This is a genomic window from Ruegeria sp. AM9, assembly GCF_056540565.1.
Genome location: NZ_JBQFWY010000010.1, coordinates 27,397 through 49,153 on the forward strand (window position 1 = coordinate 27,397; position 21,757 = coordinate 49,153).

The window sequence follows — 21,757 nt, forward strand, 5'->3', positions numbered from 1 at the left end:
AGGCGATCAGGAATTCTGATACTTCGCGGTTACCACCGGCAACCCCAAGAAAAGAGCCGGGGCGCCGCAGCGCCCCGACAATTTGATTATACTTTAACACGTTCCGATTTCGGGTCGTACATCGGCTTCAACGATGCCTCGGCCCTGACCTTTACGCCGCAGACGTCGATCTCATAGGTCGAGGCCAGTACATCCGCCGCCTTTTCGCCCTCGCACGGCACGTAACCCAGACCGATGGCAGCGCCCAGCGTGTGGCCATAGTTGCCCGAGCTCAGATAGCCCACATATTCGCCATCCCGGATGATCGGCTCATTGTGGAACAGCAGCGGCTCGGCATCGGTCAGTTTGAATTGCACCAGACGGTTCTTGGGACCGCTTTCCTTGCGTGCAATCACCGCCTCGCGGCCGATGAAATCACTGCCCTTATCGACCTTGACCGCAAAGCCCAACCCGGCATCCACCACGTGGTCCTCGCAGGTGATATCGTGACCAAAATGGCGGAAGCCCTTCTCGATCCGGCAACTGTCCATCATGTGCATACCGCACAGCTTCAGCCCCATGCCCTGTCCCGCCTCGTGCAGCGTTTCGAACGCGTGGCCAGCCATGTCGGAGGAAACATAAATCTCCCACCCAAGCTCGCCCACGTAAGTCACGCGGTGGGCACGGGCGAGGCCCATGCCCAGCTCGATCTCTTGCGCGGTGCCGAACGGATTGGCCGCGTTCGAGAAATCGTTGGGCGAGACCTTCTCGAGCAGCGCACGTGCATTCGGGCCCATGACGGCCAGAACCCCTTCGCCCGCGGTCACGTCGGTGATGACCACGTTGAAGTTGCCCGCGTGGCGCATCATCCAGGTCTGGTCGGCCGGGCGCGTCGCCGCCGGTGTGACGACCAGATAGGCGGTTTCGGTCAGGCGGGTGACGGTCACATCCGCCTCGATCCCGCCGGTGCGGTTCAGGAACTGGGTATAGACGATCTTGCCATTGGGCACTGAATAGTCGCCGCCGCCAATGTAATTCATGAACTTCTCGGCATCCGGCCCTTCCACGCGGATCTTTCCGAAGGACGACATGTCATACATGCCGACGTTTTCGCGGATCGCGCGGTGTTCAGCCGCCGAATTCTCGAACCAGTTCTGGCGTTTCCAGCTATACTGGTATTCACGCTCCTGCCCTTCATTGGCGAACCAGTTGGCGCGCTCCCAACCGGCGATTTCGCCCATGACGGCGCCCTGCTCCAGCAGGTGATGATGGAACGGCGTGCGACGCACCCCGCGCGCGGTCGCCTTTTGCCGATAGGGGAAGTGATCGGCATAGAGCAGACCCAGCGTCTCTTTCGAGCGCTCGAAAAGGTATGTCTTGTTGCCCTGAAACGGCTGCATCCGACCGATATCCACGTCACCCAGATCAAAGGGTTTCTCACCACTATCCATCCACTCGGCCAGGGCCATGCCTGCGCCACCGGCGGATTGGATACCGATCGAGTTGAACCCAGCCGCGACCCAGACATTGTCCGTCTCGGGCGCCAACCCCAGGTGATAGGCGTCGTCGGGGGTAAAGGATTCCGGGCCGTTGAAGAAGGTGTGAATACCCGCCTCAGCCAGCATCGGCATCCGGTTGCAGGCCGCTTCGAGGATCGGTTCGAAATGGTCGAAATCCTCGGGCAGTTGGTCGAACTCAAAACTGTCTGGAATCCCGTTCATGGCCCACGGTTTGGCATTGGGCTCAAATGCGCCCAACATCATTTTGCCTGCATCTTCCTTGTAGTAGGCGCATTCATCCGGCACCCGCAGAACCGGCATCTGGCTCAAGCCTTCAATAGGTTCAGAAACGATGTAGAAATGTTCACAGGCGTGCAGCGGCACATTCACGCCGGCCATCTTGCCAACCTCGTGGCCCCACATTCCCGCACAGTTTACAACCATATCGCAGGCGATATGCCCTTGGGATTGCCCGTCATCACTGGTCCAGTCGACACCTGTCACACGGCGTCCTTGCCGGGAAATCCCGGTCACCTTCACCCGTTCCTTAATCACCCCGCCGCGTTGACGCGCGCCCTTGGCCAGCGCCAAGGCAATGTTGGCTGGATCCGCCTGACCATCCGTTGGCAACCAAACGCCACCTGCCACGCCATCGAGGTTGATATGCGCATATCGCTCTTTGACTTCCGTCGGTGAAAGCTCTTCGACCGGCACGCCAAACGCCCGGGCCATTGCCGCATTTCGGTACAGCTCCTCCAACCGCTCACCGGTCAGGGCGACCGAAACAGAGCCGACCTGACGCAGGCCGGTGGCGACACCGGTTTCTTCCTCGAGGCCCAGATAAAGCTCTGCGGAATAGCGCGCCAGTTTGGTCATGTTGGAAGACGCGCGCAACTGCCCGATCAGACCGGCCGCGTGCCATGTGGTGCCGCTGGTCAGTTGCTTGCGCTCCAAAAGCACCACGTCGCTCCAGCCCTTCTTGGTCAGGTGATACGCGACCGAGCATCCGATAACGCCGCCGCCGATGATGACCACTCGGGCCTTGCTGGGAAGATCAACCATCCTGAAATCTCCGCTGTGTCAGGTTTGGGGCAAAATGACATGGAAGATCGACAATAAATGCACCAAAAACGTCACAGTGTCGGCAATTTTCACCTATGTGCCGCCGCCCGCTTTTCCCGCCTGACGACAAAGGGGGTGACGCCGAAAAAGCTCTTGTAAACAGAGGAAAACCCGTTGGGGAATCCGCAGGCCAATCCGATTTCGCGGACGCTCATGGTGGTGTTCAGCAACAGGTTGTTGGCCTTCGCCAGCCGCATTTCGCGGTAAAACCCATTCGGCGTGGTTCCAAAGTAGTTTTTGAATTTCCGCTCCAACGAGCGGTTCGACAGGTGCAGCGATTCGACAATCTGGTGGATCGGCAAAGGGTCTTCGATATTGGCCTGCATCAGCTTGATGCACTGATCCAGCTTGGCATCGCCCGTAGCTGTCAGCTTGGCCCCGGAAAACGGCTGCATCGAGGAAAAGTCGCGGATGTTTTCATGCAGCATGATGTCGGCCACCGTCATCTTGGCCGGGCCCGAGATATGGCGCCCGATCACTGCCAACGCCACATCCGTCGTCGCCTCCATCCCCGCGCAGGTCACCACCGCGCCCTGTTCCGTTGCAATTGACAGCTTGGCCTCGAACCGCGCCCTGCGCTCTCGGAGGAACGAAGCGTTTTCCCAATGTGTTGCCATATCGTCGGTGCCTTGTTCATCGATATAGCGGCTGGCGGCTTCGGCCAGCAGGAACACCTTGGCCCCGCGGAATGTGTAATCCGAGACCACGCGCCCCAGGGACAGATCCGGGTGATCGGGGTCGGAATTACCGATTACGAACAGGTAATCCGCCTTGGGTTGGGTTGGCACAGATTCGGTTTGCACCACCGCATCGCTTCTGCTGGCAATCGGGCCGCCTTTCAGCGACCGATAAGAATAGCTGAACGGAGGCGACGGACACACACGATTGGCCAGCCGCAGCACCTCGACCAGCGAAGCCAGTTCCAACAGCACATATCCGGGCGCAACCAGGATATCGAAATGCAGCTGGGCCGAATTGTCCGCCGGGTTCCGCATCCTGTGTACCTCAGACAATCTGGTGACCGGCGGCGCGCAACCGGTTGGCCAGAGTTTCGATGTGATCCGGACCAACCTCGCAGCAGCCGCCCAAAATGGTCGCGCCTTGCGCAACCCATGCCATCGCGTGATCGGCATAGGCCTCGGGTCCCAGATCCTGACGCTGTTCCAGCGCATCTACGGTGGGCGCGTCTTCCAGAAACTTCTGGGTGATGCCGGTGAACCCGTTCGCATAGGCCCCGTAGGGCCGGCCGAATTCAGCTATGATGTCCAAGGCGTTGGGAATGGCCTCGGGGCGCGAGCAGTTTATCAGCACGGCCTCGGGTGCAAAACGGCCCACTACCGGCGCGATATCGGACAGCGGCTCGCCCGAGCGCAGGCGCGTGCCGTCGTCATCCATCACTGTCAGCGCCAGCCAGACGGGCTTGCCGCCTTCCGCTGCACCCCGCAGGGCGCCTTCGGCCTCCTGAACCGAGGACACGGTTTCGATCAGGAAAAAGTCCACACGATCCGCCATCATCTGCGCCAATTCAGCAAACTTCTCGGCCGCTTCATCCACGTCGGGTTTCAGGTCGGGCCGGTACGAGGCCAAAAGCGGTCCCAACACCCCGGCAATACGCCCTCCGTTTGAGCCGCGCGCTTGCTCGGCCTGCGAAACTGCAGCGTCGATCAGATTGTAAAGCTGATCTTCCATCCCTTCCCGCACCAGCCGTGACCGATGCAAGGCATAGGTATTCGTGGTAGCAACCGTCGCGCCGCGACGGAAATACTCTGCATGGACCTCGCCGACCAGTTCGGGGCGATCGATCATCACCCGAGTCGACCACAAAGGCGTCGGCCGGTCACCGCTGCGCTTGACCAGTTCCTGCCCAATTGAGCCATCCAGAAGAGTGATTTTTGCCATTTTCCCAACCCTTTCACGGAATAAGAACAAGTTTGCCCGGGAACGCCTTGGATTGAAAATCCGCCTGCGCCGCCGCAATGTCCCTTAGCGGATAAGTCTTTGAGATCAAGGGCCTGATCCGGCCGGCATTGATCATCTCGACCAACCTCCCGAACACCTCAAAGGCCTGATGGGTGCAGCCGTGGATGGTAATGTCGCGCAGATAGATGTCGCGCAGATCGGCCTGAACGATCGGTCCCGCGATTGCGCCCGACACAGCATAGTGGCCACCCGGCTTCAAGGCCAGGATCAGGCCGGGCCATGCGGGTCCGCCCACAACGTCGATCACCACATCAAACATATCCGCTGGCAGCGTGGCATCACGTGCAAAGGTCTCGACCGCGCCTTGCCCTTTGACCACCTCGGCCTTGGCCGGGCTGCTCACGCCCCAGACAGTTGCGCCCCGCAGCGCCGCCAGTTGCACAGCGGCCAGACCCACACCGCCGGACGCACCCGTAATCAACACTTTTTGCCCCGAGGTCACGCCCGCACGGGTCAGAAGGTTTTCGGCGGTTCCAAAGGCGCAGGGGATGGCGGCGATTTCGACATCCGACAGGGGCGAGGCGGTCACGTCATACAGATCATCCGCCTCGACCAGACAATATTGCGCAAAGGCGCCGTCCAATTCGGACCCCAACGCAATGAACCCGGTCGGATGACCCGGACGTGGGCGCGGCAGGTTGATCGGGCAAGTGACGCGCTGACCGGGCTGGAAACCCGTCTCAGGCCCGGCCAGTTCAACAACGCCGCACAGATCACCGCCCTGAATGCGCGGGAAGTGCAATGCACCACCCCAGCCTCCGGCCTCGACATCCTGATCAACGGCATCGGTCGCACCTGTCACGTCAGAGGAATACCAGCCGACCCGCGTGTTGATATCGGTGTTGTTCACCCCAGCGGCCAGAACCCGAACCAGTACTTGACCCGGCCCGGGCTGGGGCATCGGGATATCCTCGCGCCATTGCAGCGCCTCTGGCCCGCCGTGTTGGGTCAGGTGCACACCGGACATGGTTTTGGGGAGTGTCATCCGATGCGGCCTTCAGGTTTGATCGTCCGGATGCGCCGGAACCGGCCCCATCGGGATGATGTCGTAACGGGCATTCAGCGCGGCCATCTTAGCCTCATCCGCAAAATCGGTCTCGCTCATTGTCGCAAGCTCGGCAAGGAAGCCATCGAACCCCGAGGGCTGAAAGATCATCAGCATCCGCGCCGGTTCACCCCCGGCCACGCGGCACGCATGTGGCACGCCCGCAGGGACATGCATCGTTGTACCCGCCGTGCACCGGTGCCAGTCGCCATCGACGAAGAAATCCACCTCACCGTCCAGAAAGTAGAAAGTTTCAGCATGGCTGTCGTGGCGATGAAGGCCAAGCGCAAAGCTGGCCTTCAGGTTGTCTTCCATGAGCGTATAGGCACCGCCTGAGTCCTGACCGGACACCTTGACGAAGGTATGGTCGTTTTCCCAGTCATAGTTGAGGCCCTCACCGGGCCCCAATTTGGCGTATCGCTTGCTCATGGCACCTCCGTCCGGGGTTACGCGCGCAGCCGCTCGTTCGCCGGATCCCAGAGCGGTTGGTTCTCTTGTACCACAGCGCGGTATTTCTGGCCGTAGATTTCCACCTCAAGCTCGGTGCCCGGGTTGGCTGCTTCGGTCTTGACCATGCCCAGCGCGATGGATTTGCCGACGCGATAGCCCCAAGCGCCCGACGTGGTCTCGCCCACGATCTCACCGTTCTGCGAGATGCAGGACATGTAAGGCGCATCGCAATCACCAGCCTCAACGGTCAGCGTGACAAAGGATTTCTTCACCCCTTGCTGCTTTTCGTTCTGGATCGCGGCCTTGCCGGGGAAGTCCTGCGGCTTGTCCAGCTTGACGAACCGCTCCAGCCCCCCTTCCAGCAGCGAGTAATCGCTGGACAGATCGCCCTTCCAGGTGCGGTAGCCCTTTTCGATCCGCAGCGCGTTCAACGCATACATTCCGAACGGCGTTGCGCCTGCGTCGAGGATCGCCTCGTAGATCGCGGGCATGTCCTCGTTCAGGGCGTGGACTTCCCAGCCCAGCTCACCGGCGAAGGAAACACGGATCAGGAAGGCCGATTTACCTGCAACGGTGGCCGCCTGATGGGTCAGCCACCCGGCGGTCAGGTCCGCATCAGTCAGACCCGACAGAATCTCACGCGATTTCGGGCCGGTCACGATCAGCGTGTCGCGGGTGGTGGTGACGTCCTCGACCGAGACGCTGGCAGGCATGACCTTTGTCAGGATGTCACGGTCATGCCACTGTGCGGTGGCGGCAGTGATCATCATGAAGTCATCCTCGCCCAGGCGGACACAGGACATCTCGGTCAGGATGCGGCCCCGGTCGTCCGAGATATAGACGAGGTTGATGCGGCCAACCTTGGGCAGACCACCGGTGATCAGGCCGCGCAGCGCCTCAGCAGCGCCTTCACCCTTGACCATGAAGCGCGAGAAGCCCGGCAGGTCGAGCACGCCGCAATTGTCGCGGACGGCTTCGCACTCTTCCTTGATGCGCTGTTCCCACGGCCCGAACCGGCCCCAGGTATGGGTGGCGCCCTCAGAGGTGTCGTCGCCCGGCTTGGCAAACCAGTTGGCGCGCTCCCAACCGTTATAGGCCCCCATCACGCCGCCCAGTTCCCTGACCTTGGCATGGACCGGAGACAGCTTCTTGTCCCGCGCCGCAGGCCATTCGTGGTGCGGGAAGTGCATGGCGTATTCGTTGCCGTAAACCTCCATGCCTTTCTGGTTGCAGTAGTCCTGATCGGTATAGTCGGTGTAGCGGCGCGGATCGACGGCCCACATATCCCATTCGGTGTGACCATCGACGATCCATTCGGCCAGCACCTTGCCTGCACCACCGCCCTGCGCGATGCCGAAGGTAAAGCTGTGGGCTTCGAACGCATTTGTCACTCCCGGCATCGGGCCAATCAGCGGCAGACCATCGGGCGCATAGGGGATCGGACCGTTGATGACGCGGCCCACACCCGAGGTTGCCATCAGCGGAACCCGCTCCATCGCGTCGGTGACGATGTCTTCGATCCGATCCAGATCGTCATTCCACAGTTGGAACGAGAAATCCTCGGGCATCGGATCGTCTTCGGTCATCCATTCGCCCTTACAGTTGGGCTCATAGGGGCCGAGGTTGAAGCCGTTCTTCTCCTGACGCAGGTAGTACGAGATATCCACGTCGCGCAGCAGCGGCAGCTTGCCGCCGTTTTCCTTCGACCACGCCTCGACCTCGGGCACTTCGTCGGTCAGCAGGTACTGGTGACTCATGACCATCGCGGGCACGGTGCGGCCGCCGTACGCCTTGAACATCTCACCCACACGCTGGGCATAGTAACCGGCGGCATTCACAACATAGTCACAGGCGATGTCGCCTTTTTCGGTGTGCACGGTCCAGGTGCCGTCATCGTGCTGGGTGACGTCGGTGGCCGGGCAGAACCGGATGATCTTCTGGCCCAGGTCGCGCGCGCCCTTGGCAAAGGCCTGAGTCAGCTGCGCCGGGTCGATGTCACCATCGGTCGGGTCGTACAGCACGCCTTCCAGGTCATGGGTTTCGAGGAACGGGTAACGCTCTTTCGCCTGTTCCGGGGTCCACATCTCCATCGGGATGCCCTGATACAGGCCCATCGACATGGCGCGCTCGAATTCCTGCATCCGTTCCTTGCTGTGCGCCAGACGGATCGACCCCGACACGTGGTAGTTCATCGGATAGTCAACTTCGTCGGCCAGACGCGCATACAGCTCGGTCGAATAGCGCTGCATGTTCATGATCGCCCACGAGGTCGAAAACGTCGGCACGTTGCCCGCCGCATGCCACGTCGAACCTGCGGTCAGTTCGTTCTTTTCCAGCAGCACGCAGTCGGTCCAGCCCTTCTTGGCCAGATGATACAGGGACGAACAGCCAACGACGCCACCGCCGATGATGACCACACGGGCCTTGGTTGGAAAATCGCTCATGTGCATTGATCCTCTTTTACTGTGCCCGCTGGGGCAGATCGTCTGTGATGTCGTAGTAATCGCCCTTGTCGGCCACAAAGATGTGCCGGGCGAGGTGCAGTCCGGTGGGTTCGCTCAGGGCGCCCATGGAAATGGAAATCGTGTCCTCGTCATTGTGCTGCCAGAACAGGAAAGACCCGCAGGCACTGCAAAAGCCGCGCCGCGCGATGTCCGAGGCCCGGAACCAGCGCAGCGCATCGCTGGCGGCAAAGCTGAGATTGTCCTGATGGGTCGTGGTCGAGGCCCAGACATGTCCCGACTGTTTGCGACACTGGCCGCAATGGCAGGCCGATGGCAGCGACAGGTCACCGTCGATGGCAAACGAAACAGCGCCGCAGAGGCAGGAACCGGTATGCATTTGATTATCTCCTTGCTGCTGGCGCATGGGTGAGCGCTTTGCCAACCCCGCAAATGTTGAATGCGGACTCCGTCATGTCAGTACACCGGCGGCGCAATGACCCAGACGGCCACCGCAGGCTCATCATACGGGTTGGACCATTGATAGGGTTCGTTTTTGATGCGGAAGCTGTCCCCCGGACCAACCGAAAACGCGCGGCCCCCGATCACCAGGTCCAAACGACCTGACACCATATAACCGACCTCTTGCGTTGGGCGGTCTGCCGGCGTCTGCATCTTTGAATGCGGCTCGAACGTGGAATGCACCATTTCGAAGTCATCGGTCAGATCGGGCGAGAGCAGCTCTTCGATCAGCCCCTCTTCGCCCGAGCCCATCGGGCGGCGCGATCCGGCGCGCACGACGTAACCCTGCTCGGCCACTGGCACCGAGGAATGCGCGAACAGCATCGACATCGGCACACCCAGGCATTCGGCAATCTGACGCAGGTCCGAAATCGACGGGTCCGACATGTCCCGTTCAACCTGGCTGAGCCACCCGACAGAGCGGTTCAGACGTTCGGCAATTTCAGTCAGCGTCAGACCGCGCGCCTTGCGCAGGGCGCGGATATCCGCACCAAGCGTCGCGCTTTGAGGGGCCTGTGTGTTCACCGATCGCTCCTGATTGTCGTGAAATTTTCTCCCTGTTTTTCACGATGACTCGAATCAGTGAAAATTCCAAGCCTTTTTTCATTTGATATTGCAGCCCGGCGTGGATATCCCTCCGGCATGTGGATCGCTGTGCTTTACCTGTGGGCAATTAACATCCTGAGCCTGCTGGCTTTTGGCTGGGACAAACTGCGCGCACGACGTCGTAAAGGACGCATCCCCGAGCGTAGATTATTATGGCTGGCGGCCCTGGGCGGTAGCCCTGGCGCAGTGGTGGGGCGGTGGATATTCAACCACAAGACCCGCAAACGCGGGTTTTCCACGTGGCTGTTCGCTATCGTCTGCCTGCAGGCAGCGACTTGCTTTGCGACATGGCAGCTTTGGCACGCGGCCTGATGTCCGCGTTGCCCGCTTAGGCGAAAACCTGCACGAGGATGCGGGCCAGCCGCTCTGCATCTTCTTGGGTGAACGCATCCGGCTGGTCGCTGTCGATATCAAACACCGCGATCACATCACCCGCGGCATTCCGCACCGGCAGCACCAGTTCGGACCGGGTGGATGACGCACAGGCGATGTGACCCGGAAACGCATCCACATCGGGCACCAGTTGCACCTCGCCGGTGCGCGCCGCAGCGCCACAGACGCCGCGCTCGAACGGGATGACAAGACAGCCGTGCCCGCCCTGATAGGGGCCGATCTTCAGCAGGCCAGGCTCGGTCACCCGGTAAAACCCGGTCCAGTCGAAGCGGTCGTCGGCGTGGTGCACTTCGCAGGCCATTGTGGCCATCAGGGCGACCTGATCGGTTTCGCCTTCGGTCAGGGCGGAAATGGTCTTGGCAAGCGTGTCGTAGTCAACGGTCATGGTCAGTCTTTTTTCGTGCTGGGCGGGGGCGCTGCCCCCGAACCCCCGGAGTATTTGGAAAAAGATGAAGCGTCAAACCCGTTCGATGGCAATGGCCGTGCCTTCACCGCCGCCGATGCAGATGGCCGCAATGCCGCGTTTGAGGTTTCGCTTTTCCAACGCATTCAACAAGGTGACCATGATGCGCGCGCCCGACGCGCCGATCGGGTGGCCCAAAGCGCAGGCGCCGCCATTCACGTTCACCTTGTCCCGCGGCAGGCCCATCTCATGCATGAAGGCCATGGGGACAACGGCAAATGCCTCGTTCACTTCCCACAGGTCCACGTCGTCTTTGGACCAGCCGATAGCCGAGAGCAGCTTTTGCGCCGCCGGGACCGGGGCGGTCGTGAACAGGCCGGGTGCCTGCGCATGGCTGGCGTGACCGACGATCCGGGCGCGTATCGTCAGGCCCTGAGCCTCGGCAGCGTCGGCCGAGGCCAGGACCAGCGCAGCGGCTCCGTCAGAAATCGATGAGGAGTTGGCCGCCGTCACCGTACCGTCCTTACGGAATGCGGGTTTCAGAGTCGGAATTTTGTCGGGTCGCGCGGATTGCGGCTGTTCGTCTTCGGCAAAGGTGACCTCGCCCTTGCGGGTGCGGGTGGTCACTGGCGTGATCTCACCCTCGAACGCCCCGTTTTCTTGGGCGGACAGGGCGTTGGACAACGATTTCAGCGCGTATTCGTCCTGTGCCTCGCGGGTGAATTGATAGGCTTCGGCGCAGTCCTCGGCGAAGGTGCCCATCAGGCGGCCTTTGTCGTAGGCGTCCTCGAGCCCGTCGAGAAACATGTGGTCGACCACCTGACCGTGTCCGATCCGCGCACCGCCGCGCATCTTGGGCAGCAGATATGGGGCGTTGGTCATACTCTCCATCCCGCCCGCGATCATCGTATCCGCATGACCCAGGGCGATCTGATCATACGCCATCATCGCCGCCTTCATCCCCGATCCGCACATCTTGTTCAGGGTCGTCGCGGGCACTTCTTCGCCAAGACCTGCCGCGAAACCGGCCTGTCGTGCAGGCGCCTGACCCTGACCGGCGGGCAGAACGCAGCCCATCAGCACCTCATCCACCGTATCCGCGCCTGCGCCCTGCAAGGCGGCACGGATGGCGGTTCCACCCAGTTCGGCGGCGGCCACGCCGTCGAACATTCCCTGAAACCCTCCCATGGGTGTGCGCGCGGCCCCGGCGATAACGACCTGTTTCATCGGCATGATCCTCCTCTTTTTCCATTGGATGGATACCGAATGGTAAGATTTGCAGTCTAGCGTATTTCTACCAGCGATTTTCAGATTAGAGGACCGTCGCGCATGGCCCTGACCAGCACAACGACCGACGAAACCCAGATTATCAAAGTACATTCAGACCGGATTGATGCAGCCATGGCTATCCAGTTCAAGGAAGACATGCGCAACGAGGCCGAAGGCGGCGCCATTCGTGTGGTGCTGGACCTGAGCAGCGTTGAATTCATCGATTCAAGCGGGCTGGGCGCCATCGTCGCCTCGATGAAGCAGCTTGGTAACGACCGCAGGCTGGATCTGGCCGGGCTGCATCCCTTTGTCGAAAAGGTGTTCCGGCTGACCCGCATGGACACGGTGTTCAAACTGTACCCGACGCTGGATGATGCCCTGTCGGCCGCGGCCGGCTGACCCTCCTGACCACCTGAATAGGCCCAATGCCCATGTGTAACGGCAAATGTTTGGATCTGAGCTTTGCAGCGACCGAGTCTGAGGCCAGCGCCGGTATTGCGCAGCTCAGCAGATGCCTGGCGACACAGGGGCTGCCGCAGCACAAGGCGGGGGACGTGAAGATTGCTTTGGCCGAAGCGATCAACAATGTGGTGGAACACGCCTATGCCGATGTGACACCGGCCAAGGTCAAGGTGCGGTGCCGCCTGCACCGGAACTGGCTGGATATCCTGATCTCGGACACCGGCAACCCCTTGCCCGGGTTTCGGGTGCCGGACGGCGTACCCGCACCGTTGGGATCAACGATCGAAGACCTGCCCGAAGGCGGGTTTGGCTGGTTCCTGATCCACGAATTGACCAGCGACATCCGCTATGAACGCTCTGACGGCTGCAACCGGCTGTCGCTGCGATTTGACTTTCCCGATCCTGCCTGACGGCCAGAAAACGTCACAATAAGGCCCAGATCGAACCATTGTGGCGCCGCAAACAACCGACAAAAAGATACCTGTAGCTCAGATAGCTTCCCTCGGCGCCAAGTGTCACAGCCCCCACCCAGTGAACGGCGCCGAGGACCTTCTCCTTCATGTGACTGGACAACTTCTGACCGCGCGATACCTTCGGCGCGTTCAAATCGGGAAAAGCATCATGCGGGATTTTCACACTCCGGGTCGGTCCGAAGTTCTGGCGACCGAAGGGATGTGCGCGACGTCGCACCCTCTGGCCGCGAAAGTGGCCGTGGACATTCTTGCGCGTGGTGGCAACGCGATGGATGCGGCCATTGCCGGTGCGATCCTGCTGGGCATTTGCGAACCTCAGATGACCGGGCTGGGCGGCGATTGCTTTATCCTTTACAACCGGGCCGGAGAGGACGAAATCCGTGCCCTGAACGGTTCGGGCCGCGCGCCTGCCGCCGCCAATGCCGAGAAACTGCGAGCACAAGGGTTGATGGCCGTGCCGCTGAATACGGCGGACGCGGTAACTATCCCTGGCGCGGTCGATGCGTTCTGCCATCTGGCGGAAACCGAGGGCAGGCTGGGGCTGGACACCATCCTACAGCCCGCCATCCATTATGCCGAGGCCGGTGTGCCGGTCGCGCCGCGGGTTGCGTTGGACTGGGCGACCGGGGCAGCCACCCTGCAAGGCGCGGCGCGGACGCATTACCTGATCAACGACAAGGCGCCTGAGGTCGGGCAGCTTTTCCGATCCCCCGGTCAGGCCGAGGTTCTGCGCCGGATTGCCCGGGACGGGCGGGACGCGTTTTACTCCGGCGACATCGCCGAGGACATGATCGCAGCGCTGGCCCATCGGGGCGGCACCCACACGGCCAAGGATTTTCTGGCCACCGCCTGCACCAAAACGCAACCCGTCGGCAGCCCATATAACGGTCTGGAACTGGTCGAACATCCGCCCAACGGTCAGGGCGCCACGGCCATATTGCTGCTGAACATCCTCAAGAATTTCGACCTTGCCAGCATGGATCCGTTCGGGGCCGAACGTCTGCATATCGAGGCCGAGGCCTCAAAGCTGGCCTATGACGCCCGCAACCGGTTCATCGCTGATCCCGATCATACAACACATGCGGATCGGTTTCTGGATCAGGACGTGGCCGACAGGCTGGCGGCACTGATCGACCCGAAGCGCGCGATGCCTGCTGCGGCCCCGCTGACAGAGGCCATTCACAAGGACACCGTCTATATCACCGTGGTGGACCGGGACAGGATGGCGGTCTCGCTGATCTATTCCATCTTCCACAGCTTCGGCTCGGGGATCGCGTCAGAAAAATACGGCATTCTGCTGCAGAACCGCGGGGCTGGCTTTACCCTCCAGGCAAACCACCCCAATGAGTTGAGCGGTGGCAAACGTCCGATGCACACCATCATCCCCGGCTTCCTGAAACAGAATGGCCGGGTTTTGATGCCGTTCGGAGTGATGGGCGGTGCCTATCAGCCGACCGGTCATGCCCGGTTCGTGTCAAACCTGACCGACCACGGGCTGGGCATGCAGGCCAGCATTGACGCTCCACGTGCTTTTGCAGAAAACGGCATATTGAAGCTTGAACGCGGAATTTCGCCCAAGGTGGCTCAACAATTGTGTGAAATTGGCCACACTGTTGAGATTCCAGAAACGCCCATGGGCGGAGCACAGGCCATTCGAATCTGTGAAAATGGCGTTCTGAAGGGCGCAAGTGACCCGCGAAAGGACGGTTGCGCCCTCGGGTTTTGACCAGTGAACGCGCGGTCAGAGAAGCTCAATTCAGGTGGAAATGCAGCGGGTAGGACCCGTTTTCGAACGGCCCGAACATGTCGGGGATATCCGGGTGCTCAACCGGTTCGCCCGACTGATCCGCAACCAGATTTTGTTCTGAAACATAAGCAACATAGAAGGATTGGTCGTTTTCCGCCAACAGGTGGTAAAACGGCTGATCCTTAATTGGGCGGCTGTCTTCGGGGATGGCCTGATACCACTCTTCGGTATTCGAAAACTCTGCATCCACGTCAAAAATGACCCCTCGGAAGGGATGTTTTTTATGACGAACCACCTGACCCAGGCGATACTTTGCATGTGTCTTCAGCATTGTTTCTGCCCCCAATGGTCTTACTACCTGTTTCCGGGCCGAAAAGCCAATCATTGATCCGAAATTTAGGGAAACAGTCTGTGAACCTCTGGCCGACAGTGCCGGGATTCGCAGCCCGTGTCGTCGCTTTGGCCAAAGTGATTCATGATCTCAATTCCCCTGTCCGCAGGAGCTTTACCTCCAATTCGAGCTATTGTTCCGCAACGAATGTGATTTCCTAAACGCTCAATCTGCGCTAGAATGAAAGAAAAAGGCACGAGGCACATGAGCAGAATTCTTTTCGTACTCTTCGGGGTGCTGCTTCTGGCATCCTGTGGGGGTGGTTCCAAGCAACCGCCCAGCAAACTGAATGACGCGTGCAGCATTGCGCGCGAACGGCCCGAATACATAAAGGCCTTCAAAAGCACCGAACGGAAATGGGGCGTCCCGGTCCACGTGCAAATGGCGACGATCTATCAGGAAAGCCGGTACAAGCACGATGCCCGCACGCCGCACCAATACGTTCTGGGTGTGATACCGATGGGCCGCCAAAGCAGCGCCTACGGCTTCAGCCAGGCGTTGGACGGAACTTGGGAGCAATACCAGAAAGAAACCGGCAAACGCCGCGCCAAGCGGGACCGCATCCGCGACGCGTCGGATTTCATCGGCTGGTACATGAACAAAAGCTACGAACGGAACGGCATTCACCCCAGCGACACGCGCAACCAGTACCTCGCCTATCACGAGGGGCACACCGGTTACGCCCGCGGCAGCCACTACGGCAAGACGTGGCTGCTGAACGTCGCCAATGACGTGGACGCACGCGCCAAGCTGTATCAGGCGCAACTGTCCGGTTGCCGCTACTGACAGGTTAGCGGGTCAGCGATTGCCTGACCCGCTTCTGTTCGATTTCGTGAACAAATCCCGGCTCAGGTTGGCATCCGTGTCCAGCTGGCCCAGCAACACGGTTGTCTGGGTGCCCGCATTGTCGTGAATCACCCATTTGCGCAGTTCGACAGGGTTGTCAGTGAACATCAGCTCAATCCGGCCGGACTCGGGGTTTTTGGGGTCCTGCGCGGTCACGACCGTCGCGGTGCCGTCGAAATCATGCGCCACAACCATATTCGCCTGCCCCAGATTCACATTGCGCGCCAGCACCAGCGACAGCGGTGTGCGTTTCAACGGGTATTGCTCGGGCGGCTGATTCGATTTCGGGTCAAAGATCTGCACCGCGCCCGCGTTGGCCAGCACTACGGCGCTGCTTGGCGGATCATATTCGAACCGCATCTTGCCCGGCCGCTGCATCCACAGTTTTCCGGTGCTCAGCGAGCCATCGTCGTTGACCTGAGTGAATGTTGTCTGAACGGCTTTCAGATCGTTCAGATAGTTGGAAATCTGCGACAGCGGCAGTTTATCGGCCGCCCAGGCGGCAGGTGCGGCCAGGGTCAGGGCAAGGGCAAAAGCAATCTGTTTCATGTGACACAGATATGCGCTCTGCCCTTGTTATTAAATATCCTACTGCTCGGGGACGAGGATTTCCCGCTTACCGACGTGATTTGCCGCCGAAACAACGCCTTCGTCCTCCATCTGCTCAACCAGCCGAGCGGCCTTGTTATAGCCGATGGCGAGTTTCCGCTGGATATAGGAGGTCGAGCATTTGCGATCCTTGATCACAATCGCCACCGCCTGATCGTACAGAGCATCCTCTCCGTTGGTGTTGCCACCGGTGTTCAGACCCAGAACGGCGTCGATATTGTCGGCCTTTTCTTCGGCCGGGCCATCGACCACGCCGCTCATGTAATCGGGCGGACCGAACTGTTTCAGGTGGTTGACGATTTCCTCGACCTCTTCGTCCGAGACAAAGGGGCCGTGACAACGGGTGATCTTGGCGCCACCGGCCATATACAGCATGTCGCCCTGCCCCAGCAATTGCTCGGCGCCCATTTCGCCCAGAATGGTGCGGCTATCGACTTTCGACGTCACCTGGAACGAAATACGGGTGGGGAAGTTCGCCTTGATCGTACCCGTAATCACATCGACCGAAGGCCGCTGCGTCGCCATGATCAGGTGAATACCCGAGGCCCGCGCCATCTGCGCCAGACGCTGAATGCAGGCTTCGATTTCCTTGCCCGCGACCATCATCAGGTCGGCCATCTCATCAACGATGACGACGATATAGGGCATCGCCTCTGGTGCGAATTCCTCGGTCTCGAACATCGGTTCGCCGGTTTCGTCGTCAAAGCCGGTCTGCACCGTGCGGCTGAACATCTCGCCCTTGGCCTGCGCGTCCTTCACGCGGCCATTGTAGCCGGCGATGTTGCGCACGCCCATCTTGGACATCTTGCGGTAACGATCCTCCATCTCACCCACGACCCATTTCAGGGCCACGACCGCCTTTTTCGGGTCGGTCACAACGGGCGACAACAGGTGCGGGATGCCGTCATAAACCGACAGTTCCAGCATCTTGGGGTCGATCATGATCAGGCGGCATTCATCCGGCGTCAGCTTATAGAGCAGCGACAGGATCATCGTGTTGATCGCCACCGATTTACCGGACCCCGTGGTCCCCGCGATCAGCAGGTGGGGCATCTTCGCCAGATTCGCCACAACAGATTCACCGCCGATATCCTTGCCCAGCGCCAAAGGCAGCGCGTGGTTGCCATCGCCAAAATCGCGGCTTGCAAGGATTTCACGCAGCACCACCATTTCGCGGTTTTCGTTCGGCAGTTCGATCCCGATCACCGATCGGCCCGGCAGGGTCGAAACCCGCGCCGACAAGGCGGACATCGAGCGCGCGATATCGTCCGCCAGACCGATCACCCGGCTGGCCTTCAGGCCCGGAGCAGGCTCCAGTTCGTACATGGTGACCACGGGGCCGGGGCGGACGCTGACGATCTCACCCTTGACGCCATAGTCATCCAGCACGTTTTCAAGCATCCGCGCGTTTTCCTCCAGCGCCTCATCGCTGAGGTGATGACGCTGGATGCTGGCCGGGTTCGACAGCAGGCCCAGCGGAGGCAACTCGAAATCCGCATGTTTGTCCTCAAAGGACAGCGCAGGCTGTGCCTCGGCCTGGGCCCGGCGCGAGGGCGGCGGGGTGCGGCGCACGGGTTGGGCGACCACCGGTTTGCGCGGCTCGGCCACCGGGATTTTCATCGCCGGACGCGGCTGCGGCTCGGGTTCGGGAGCGTCCTCGAACACGGCCTCGTCTTCGAAATCCGGCTCGGGCGCGAAATCCTCATGCAGCGGGTCTTGCTGCCAGTCCGGCGCGGGCTCAGCCGTCAGCATCGGTTCCGGCGGCAGACCGGCCGAGGTCATCGGCGGTTCAGGCGGCAGGTCTTCGCCACCTCTGGCGTTCAGGATCAGCGGGTCCGGACCGCGGCCCCGCCCCTTGGTCAGCGGCAGGTTCGGATCATGTTCGGGCGCCATCTCGCCTGCGGCGACCTTGCGGTTGCGCACAGCGGCAGAGATTTTGGACCGGATGCGATCCTCGCCCGGCATTTCGTCAAAGCCTGCAACGGGTTCGGGATCGACCAGTTCGGGTTCGGGCATCGGATCAGGGCGACGGATCAGGCTGGGCATCCGTGCCAGCAGACCGGTTTTTACCGGCTCGGGCTCGTCAAGCTCCGGTTCTTCAAAGACCGGGTCTTCAAAGGCGATTTCATCATCGAAAACGGCGTCGGCACGGGCGGTTTTGCGTTCCTCCCACTGCGTGCGACGGTCGCGCGCGGCCTGCGCGGTGGCAGCGGCACCACGGCCCAGCAGGTTCATCAGCATGTCGTAGGACATCACCAGACCCAACAAGAAGGCGCGGAAACCCTTGCGCACATCGGCCTTGGTGAACCCCAGAACAAAGACACCCAGCGTCAGCATTCCGGCGGCCATCGCCAGCGACATCAGCTTGACCATGAAATGCGAGGAGATCGGCAGCAGCGTCAGTAGCGCACCCATCACGGTGTCACCAAACAACCCACCCAAACCAAAGCTGTGGGTCGCGCGCCAAGCCTCACCCGGCACCAGCGTTGCCGCGTAGACTGAGACAATAGCAATCCAAATCGGGGCAAAGATCAGACGACCAACCGCGCGTTCTTCGCCGAAATGCCCGGCAAAACGCACGCCCCAGCCGATCAGCACCAATGCGATGCTCCAGCTGCCCCAACCGACAATCATGAACAACGGCGCCGCGATCGAGGCACCGATCCGCCCCATCCAGTTCTGCACCGGCGCATCGGTCGACACCATCCAGTTCGGATCATCCGGCGTGTAGGACCAGATCATTGCTGCGGCGGCCAGCCCCAGCAGGATCAGGGCGATCCCGATCAACTCCTTGCTGCGCCGCTCGATGGCGGCTTGCGTCGTGCTGTCCAGCAATGGATCGCGGTTGCGCGCGTTATATGATGCCATTTTGCCCTCGTACCTCACGAATAGATGCAGTCGCGGAGCTTGATCAGCCCCGGCCGCAACTCTGTTTTTGGGGCCACCAGAGCGACCCTGATAAATTGCTCGCCCGGGTTTTGCCCCGGATCACCTTGAGAAAGATATGCGCCCGGCAGCACCCGAACACCGGTTTGCTTCCAGACTTTCAATGCAGTTTCTTCGCCGTTTTCGACCGGCAGCCACAGGAAAAACCCGGCCTCGGGCGGCATATAGCCCTGAATGCCGGCGAAGACCTCATCGGCAATCGCGTATTTTTCCTGATAGAGCGCGCGGTTCTCGGTCACATGTTCTTCGTCGGCCCAAACCCGGGCCGCAGCGGCCTGCAAAGGCAGCGGCAGCGGTGCGCCTGCATAGCTGCGCAGCTGTTTGACCCGTTTGATCGTCTCGGGGCCACCGGCAATCAGGCCGGACCGCAGGCCAGCCAGATTGGACCGTTTCGACAGCGAGTTGAACAGCGTCACCCGCTCTGGGTCGGCACCTAGCTCTTGCGCCACGGTCAGCGCCCCCGTGGGAGCGTCATCGCGGTAGATCTCGGAATAGCATTCGTCAGCGAAGATGCGGAAATCGTATTTCTCGGCCAGTTGGATCAGTTCGACCCAATAGTCGTGCGAAGCCACCGCACCCTGTGGGTTGGCAGGCGAACAGATATAGGCCGCGACGGTGCGGTTCAGAACGTCCTCGGGCAAGCCTGCATAGTCTGGCAGATGGCCTGTTGCGGCTGTGGCGGGTACAAATACCGGCTCGGCCCGGACCGAGATCGAAGCGACCATATAGACCTGATAGAACGGGTTCGGGCACAGGATGACCGGTTTCTGACCGTGTTTTTCCTCGGGGCACAGCGCCATGGCGGCGTTATACAACCCCTCGCGGGTGCCGTTCAGGGCCATCACATTGGTTTCCGGGTCCATCTGCACGCCATAGCGGCGGCTGATCCAGTCGGTGATCGCGCCGCGCAGCTCGGGCGAGCCTTCATTCGGCGGGTACCCCTGAAACCCGGCGGCATTTTCGGTGATTACCTCGGTGACCCAAGCCGGAAAATCATGCATCGGCGCACCGATTGTCATGTGAATCACGTCCCCGCCCGGTTGGTGATGGTCCAACAGGGTGCGCAGACGCGGGAATGCGTATTCCGGTAGGTTCGAAAACCGCTCGGGGAAATTCATAACTGTTGCCTCAATACCGGGATCATTTTCGCCCCGTTTTTTTGGCAGATTACAGGCCGCGCCCCGCTTCGTCCAGACAAAGAGGCGCCGAATCAGGGGATTGTGGCATTCAGGCCAAAGCGGCCTCGGCGGCTGATCCTAGCCTCAGCAGGGCCTCTTCGGACCCCGGATAGCCCATCATCATCACCCCACAACCCGGCGTTGACGTGGGCAATGTCAGCGCGGCCAACCCCATCAGGTTGCCAATCCGCGTGTTGCGCAGGGCCAGCAGGTTCTCGGTGACATAATAGTCGTGGTCGGCCATCAGACGGTCCAGGTTTGGCGGCAGAATGGGGGCGGTCGGGGCCAGAACCGCGTCAAACCCTGCGGTGGCCGCGTCCCACGCGGCGCGGCTGGCCTTCAGCTTGGACCAGGCGGCGATATAGTCGGGACCAGAGGCGTTCTTGCCCGCACGGAAGCGTTCCAGAATCTCTGGATACATCGCGCCCGGGTTGGCCTCGATCACATCTCGCCACAGCCCGTACGCCTCAGTTGTATAGAGGATACCGGACAGGCCCATCGCCTCGTTCAGTTCGGGGACTTCAAGGGGCACAATTTCAACCCCCGCATCCCGCAGACGGTCCAGCGCATCGTCGAAAGCCTTGCGCGGCGCGTCCCGCAGATCGTCCTTTGCCACGTTTTGCAGATCAGCAAAGCGGCGGCCTTTCAGGCTAGCACCGCGCAGATCGGCCGGTGCGTTCCCCTCCATCATCGCCAGCAGATGCGCCGCGTCCTCGACCGAACGCGCCAGCGGACCAGCAGTGTCGAAGCGCAGGCACAAGGGCACGACCCCTTCCAGACTGACCCGCCCGGCAGTGGTTTTCAGCCCGACCAGATTGTTCCACGCTGCCGGGATACGCACCGATCCACCCGTGTCCGAGCCGATGCCGCCAGCCGCCAGGCCCCAGGCCACCGATGCCGCAGCCCCCGAGGATGAACCACCGGACACTGCCGCTTCGTCATCGATGCAAGGCGGGGTTCCGGTGATCGGGTTCAGGCCCAGCCCGGAAAAAGCCAGTTCGCTCATATGGGTTTTGCCCAGGCAGACGGCCCCCAGCGCGGTGGCGTTGCGCAGCACAACTGCGTCGGCTTCGGGCACGCGGCCTTGCAACAGAGCCGATCCGGCCTCGGTCGCGGTTCCGGCGCTGTCAAACAAGTCTTTCCAACTGATCGGCACGCCATCCAACAGGGACAGGCGCAGGCCCAGCTTCGCACGTTCCTGCGCCGCCCTGGCCTCGGCCCGGGCGCGGTCGTGGGTCACGCGGGCGTAGATCCGGTCGCGGTGGGGGTGGGCATCGATGGCGGACAGATAGGTCTCGGTCAGCTCCACCGGATCAATCCGGCCCATGCCGATACCCCTGCCCAGATCACACGCCGTCATGGTCAGCCAGTCCTGCATCCCTGCCCCCTTTGGAAA

The 21,757-nt window shown here is 61.0% G+C and carries 20 protein-coding genes; 5 read left to right on the plus strand and 15 right to left on the minus strand.

The genetic code is table 11. From position 1 onward, the window contains the following. Positions 1-86 precede the first annotated feature (86 nt). The 8 genes from ACR0DO_RS15550 to ACR0DO_RS15585 all read right to left on the minus strand — a co-directional run bounded on the left by ACR0DO_RS15550 (position 87) and on the right by ACR0DO_RS15585 (position 9,563). Positions 87-2,540, minus strand: a complete 2,454-nt coding sequence (locus ACR0DO_RS15550; RefSeq protein WP_480560064.1) for a GcvT family protein — start codon at positions 2,538-2,540, stop codon at positions 87-89. An 89-nt stretch (positions 2,541-2,629) separates the two neighbouring features. Continuing rightward, positions 2,630-3,595, minus strand: a complete 966-nt coding sequence (locus tag ACR0DO_RS15555) for a helix-turn-helix domain-containing protein (RefSeq protein ID WP_170446998.1) — start codon at positions 3,593-3,595, stop codon at positions 2,630-2,632. A 10-nt stretch (positions 3,596-3,605) separates the two neighbouring features. Next, positions 3,606-4,499: a homocysteine S-methyltransferase family protein gene (locus ACR0DO_RS15560; protein ID WP_480560066.1), complete on the minus strand. Its 894-nt coding sequence runs from the start codon at positions 4,497-4,499 to the stop codon at positions 3,606-3,608. 13 nt (positions 4,500-4,512) lie between these two features. Beyond that, positions 4,513-5,565, minus strand: coding sequence for a zinc-binding dehydrogenase (locus ACR0DO_RS15565; protein ID WP_480560068.1), 1,053 nt, complete (start codon positions 5,563-5,565; stop codon positions 4,513-4,515). A gap of 12 nt (positions 5,566-5,577) precedes the next feature. Beyond that, the gene (locus ACR0DO_RS15570) at positions 5,578-6,054 is read right to left on the minus strand and encodes a cupin domain-containing protein (RefSeq protein WP_480560069.1); all 477 of its coding nucleotides are present in this window, start codon (positions 6,052-6,054) and stop codon (positions 5,578-5,580) included. Positions 6,055-6,071: 17 nt separating this feature from the next. Beyond that, positions 6,072-8,519, minus strand: coding sequence for a GcvT family protein (locus ACR0DO_RS15575; protein WP_480560070.1), 2,448 nt, complete (start codon positions 8,517-8,519; stop codon positions 6,072-6,074). Between the two features lie 16 nt (positions 8,520-8,535). Beyond that, positions 8,536-8,916, minus strand: a complete 381-nt coding sequence (locus ACR0DO_RS15580; protein ID WP_170673175.1) for a GFA family protein — start codon at positions 8,914-8,916, stop codon at positions 8,536-8,538. A gap of 77 nt (positions 8,917-8,993) precedes the next feature. Continuing rightward, the gene (locus ACR0DO_RS15585) at positions 8,994-9,563 is read right to left on the minus strand and encodes an XRE family transcriptional regulator (protein WP_170447008.1); all 570 of its coding nucleotides are present in this window, start codon (positions 9,561-9,563) and stop codon (positions 8,994-8,996) included. A 117-nt stretch (positions 9,564-9,680) separates the two neighbouring features. Here ACR0DO_RS15585 and ACR0DO_RS15590 point away from each other — a divergent pair, with 117 nt between their 5' ends. Then, on the plus strand, positions 9,681-9,956 hold the full coding sequence (locus ACR0DO_RS15590; RefSeq protein WP_480560072.1) for a DUF1294 domain-containing protein: 276 nt from the start codon (positions 9,681-9,683) through the stop codon (positions 9,954-9,956). Between the two features lie 16 nt (positions 9,957-9,972). On the opposite strand, the gene ACR0DO_RS15595 is transcribed toward ACR0DO_RS15590, so the two are convergent. After that, positions 9,973-10,422, minus strand: a complete 450-nt coding sequence (locus ACR0DO_RS15595; RefSeq protein WP_480560074.1) for a GAF domain-containing protein — start codon at positions 10,420-10,422, stop codon at positions 9,973-9,975. A gap of 72 nt (positions 10,423-10,494) precedes the next feature. Then, on the minus strand, positions 10,495-11,667 hold the full coding sequence (locus tag ACR0DO_RS15600; protein WP_480560076.1) for a thiolase family protein: 1,173 nt from the start codon (positions 11,665-11,667) through the stop codon (positions 10,495-10,497). A gap of 102 nt (positions 11,668-11,769) precedes the next feature. Here ACR0DO_RS15600 and ACR0DO_RS15605 point away from each other — a divergent pair, with 102 nt between their 5' ends. The 3 genes from ACR0DO_RS15605 to ACR0DO_RS15615 all read left to right on the plus strand — a co-directional run bounded on the left by ACR0DO_RS15605 (position 11,770) and on the right by ACR0DO_RS15615 (position 14,370). After that, positions 11,770-12,108 carry an STAS domain-containing protein gene (locus ACR0DO_RS15605; RefSeq protein ID WP_480560078.1) on the plus strand — a complete coding sequence of 113 codons (339 nt, stop codon included), beginning with the start codon at positions 11,770-11,772 and terminating at the stop codon, positions 12,106-12,108. 32 nt (positions 12,109-12,140) lie between these two features. Next, entirely contained in the window at positions 12,141-12,581 is a 441-nt protein-coding gene (locus ACR0DO_RS15610) for an ATP-binding protein (protein ID WP_480560080.1), read from the plus strand. A 211-nt stretch (positions 12,582-12,792) separates the two neighbouring features. Next, the gene (locus ACR0DO_RS15615) at positions 12,793-14,370 is read left to right on the plus strand and encodes a gamma-glutamyltransferase family protein (protein ID WP_480560082.1); all 1,578 of its coding nucleotides are present in this window, start codon (positions 12,793-12,795) and stop codon (positions 14,368-14,370) included. A 25-nt stretch (positions 14,371-14,395) separates the two neighbouring features. On the opposite strand, the gene hspQ is transcribed toward ACR0DO_RS15615, so the two are convergent. Continuing rightward, a complete protein-coding gene (gene hspQ, locus ACR0DO_RS15620; RefSeq protein WP_170328114.1) occupies positions 14,396-14,722 on the minus strand; it encodes a heat shock protein HspQ in 327 nt (108 codons plus the stop codon). Positions 14,723-14,986: 264 nt separating this feature from the next. Between hspQ and ACR0DO_RS15625 the strand changes: the two genes are divergently transcribed. Then, on the plus strand, positions 14,987-15,568 hold the full coding sequence (locus ACR0DO_RS15625) for a transglycosylase SLT domain-containing protein (protein ID WP_170447022.1): 582 nt from the start codon (positions 14,987-14,989) through the stop codon (positions 15,566-15,568). Between the two features lie 12 nt (positions 15,569-15,580). On the opposite strand, the gene ACR0DO_RS15630 is transcribed toward ACR0DO_RS15625, so the two are convergent. The 4 genes from ACR0DO_RS15630 to ACR0DO_RS15645 all read right to left on the minus strand — a co-directional run bounded on the left by ACR0DO_RS15630 (position 15,581) and on the right by ACR0DO_RS15645 (position 21,739). Further along, complete coding sequence (locus ACR0DO_RS15630; RefSeq protein ID WP_480560084.1) at positions 15,581-16,177, minus strand: LolA family protein; 597 nt, start codon at positions 16,175-16,177, stop codon at positions 15,581-15,583. 39 nt (positions 16,178-16,216) lie between these two features. Further along, positions 16,217-19,105, minus strand: coding sequence for a DNA translocase FtsK (locus ACR0DO_RS15635; protein WP_480560085.1), 2,889 nt, complete (start codon positions 19,103-19,105; stop codon positions 16,217-16,219). 14 nt (positions 19,106-19,119) lie between these two features. Further along, entirely contained in the window at positions 19,120-20,301 is a 1,182-nt protein-coding gene (locus tag ACR0DO_RS15640) for an aminotransferase class I/II-fold pyridoxal phosphate-dependent enzyme (RefSeq protein WP_480560087.1), read from the minus strand. A 109-nt stretch (positions 20,302-20,410) separates the two neighbouring features. Continuing rightward, positions 20,411-21,739, minus strand: coding sequence for an amidase (locus ACR0DO_RS15645; protein ID WP_480560089.1), 1,329 nt, complete (start codon positions 21,737-21,739; stop codon positions 20,411-20,413). Between the last annotated feature and the right edge of the window lie 18 nt (positions 21,740-21,757).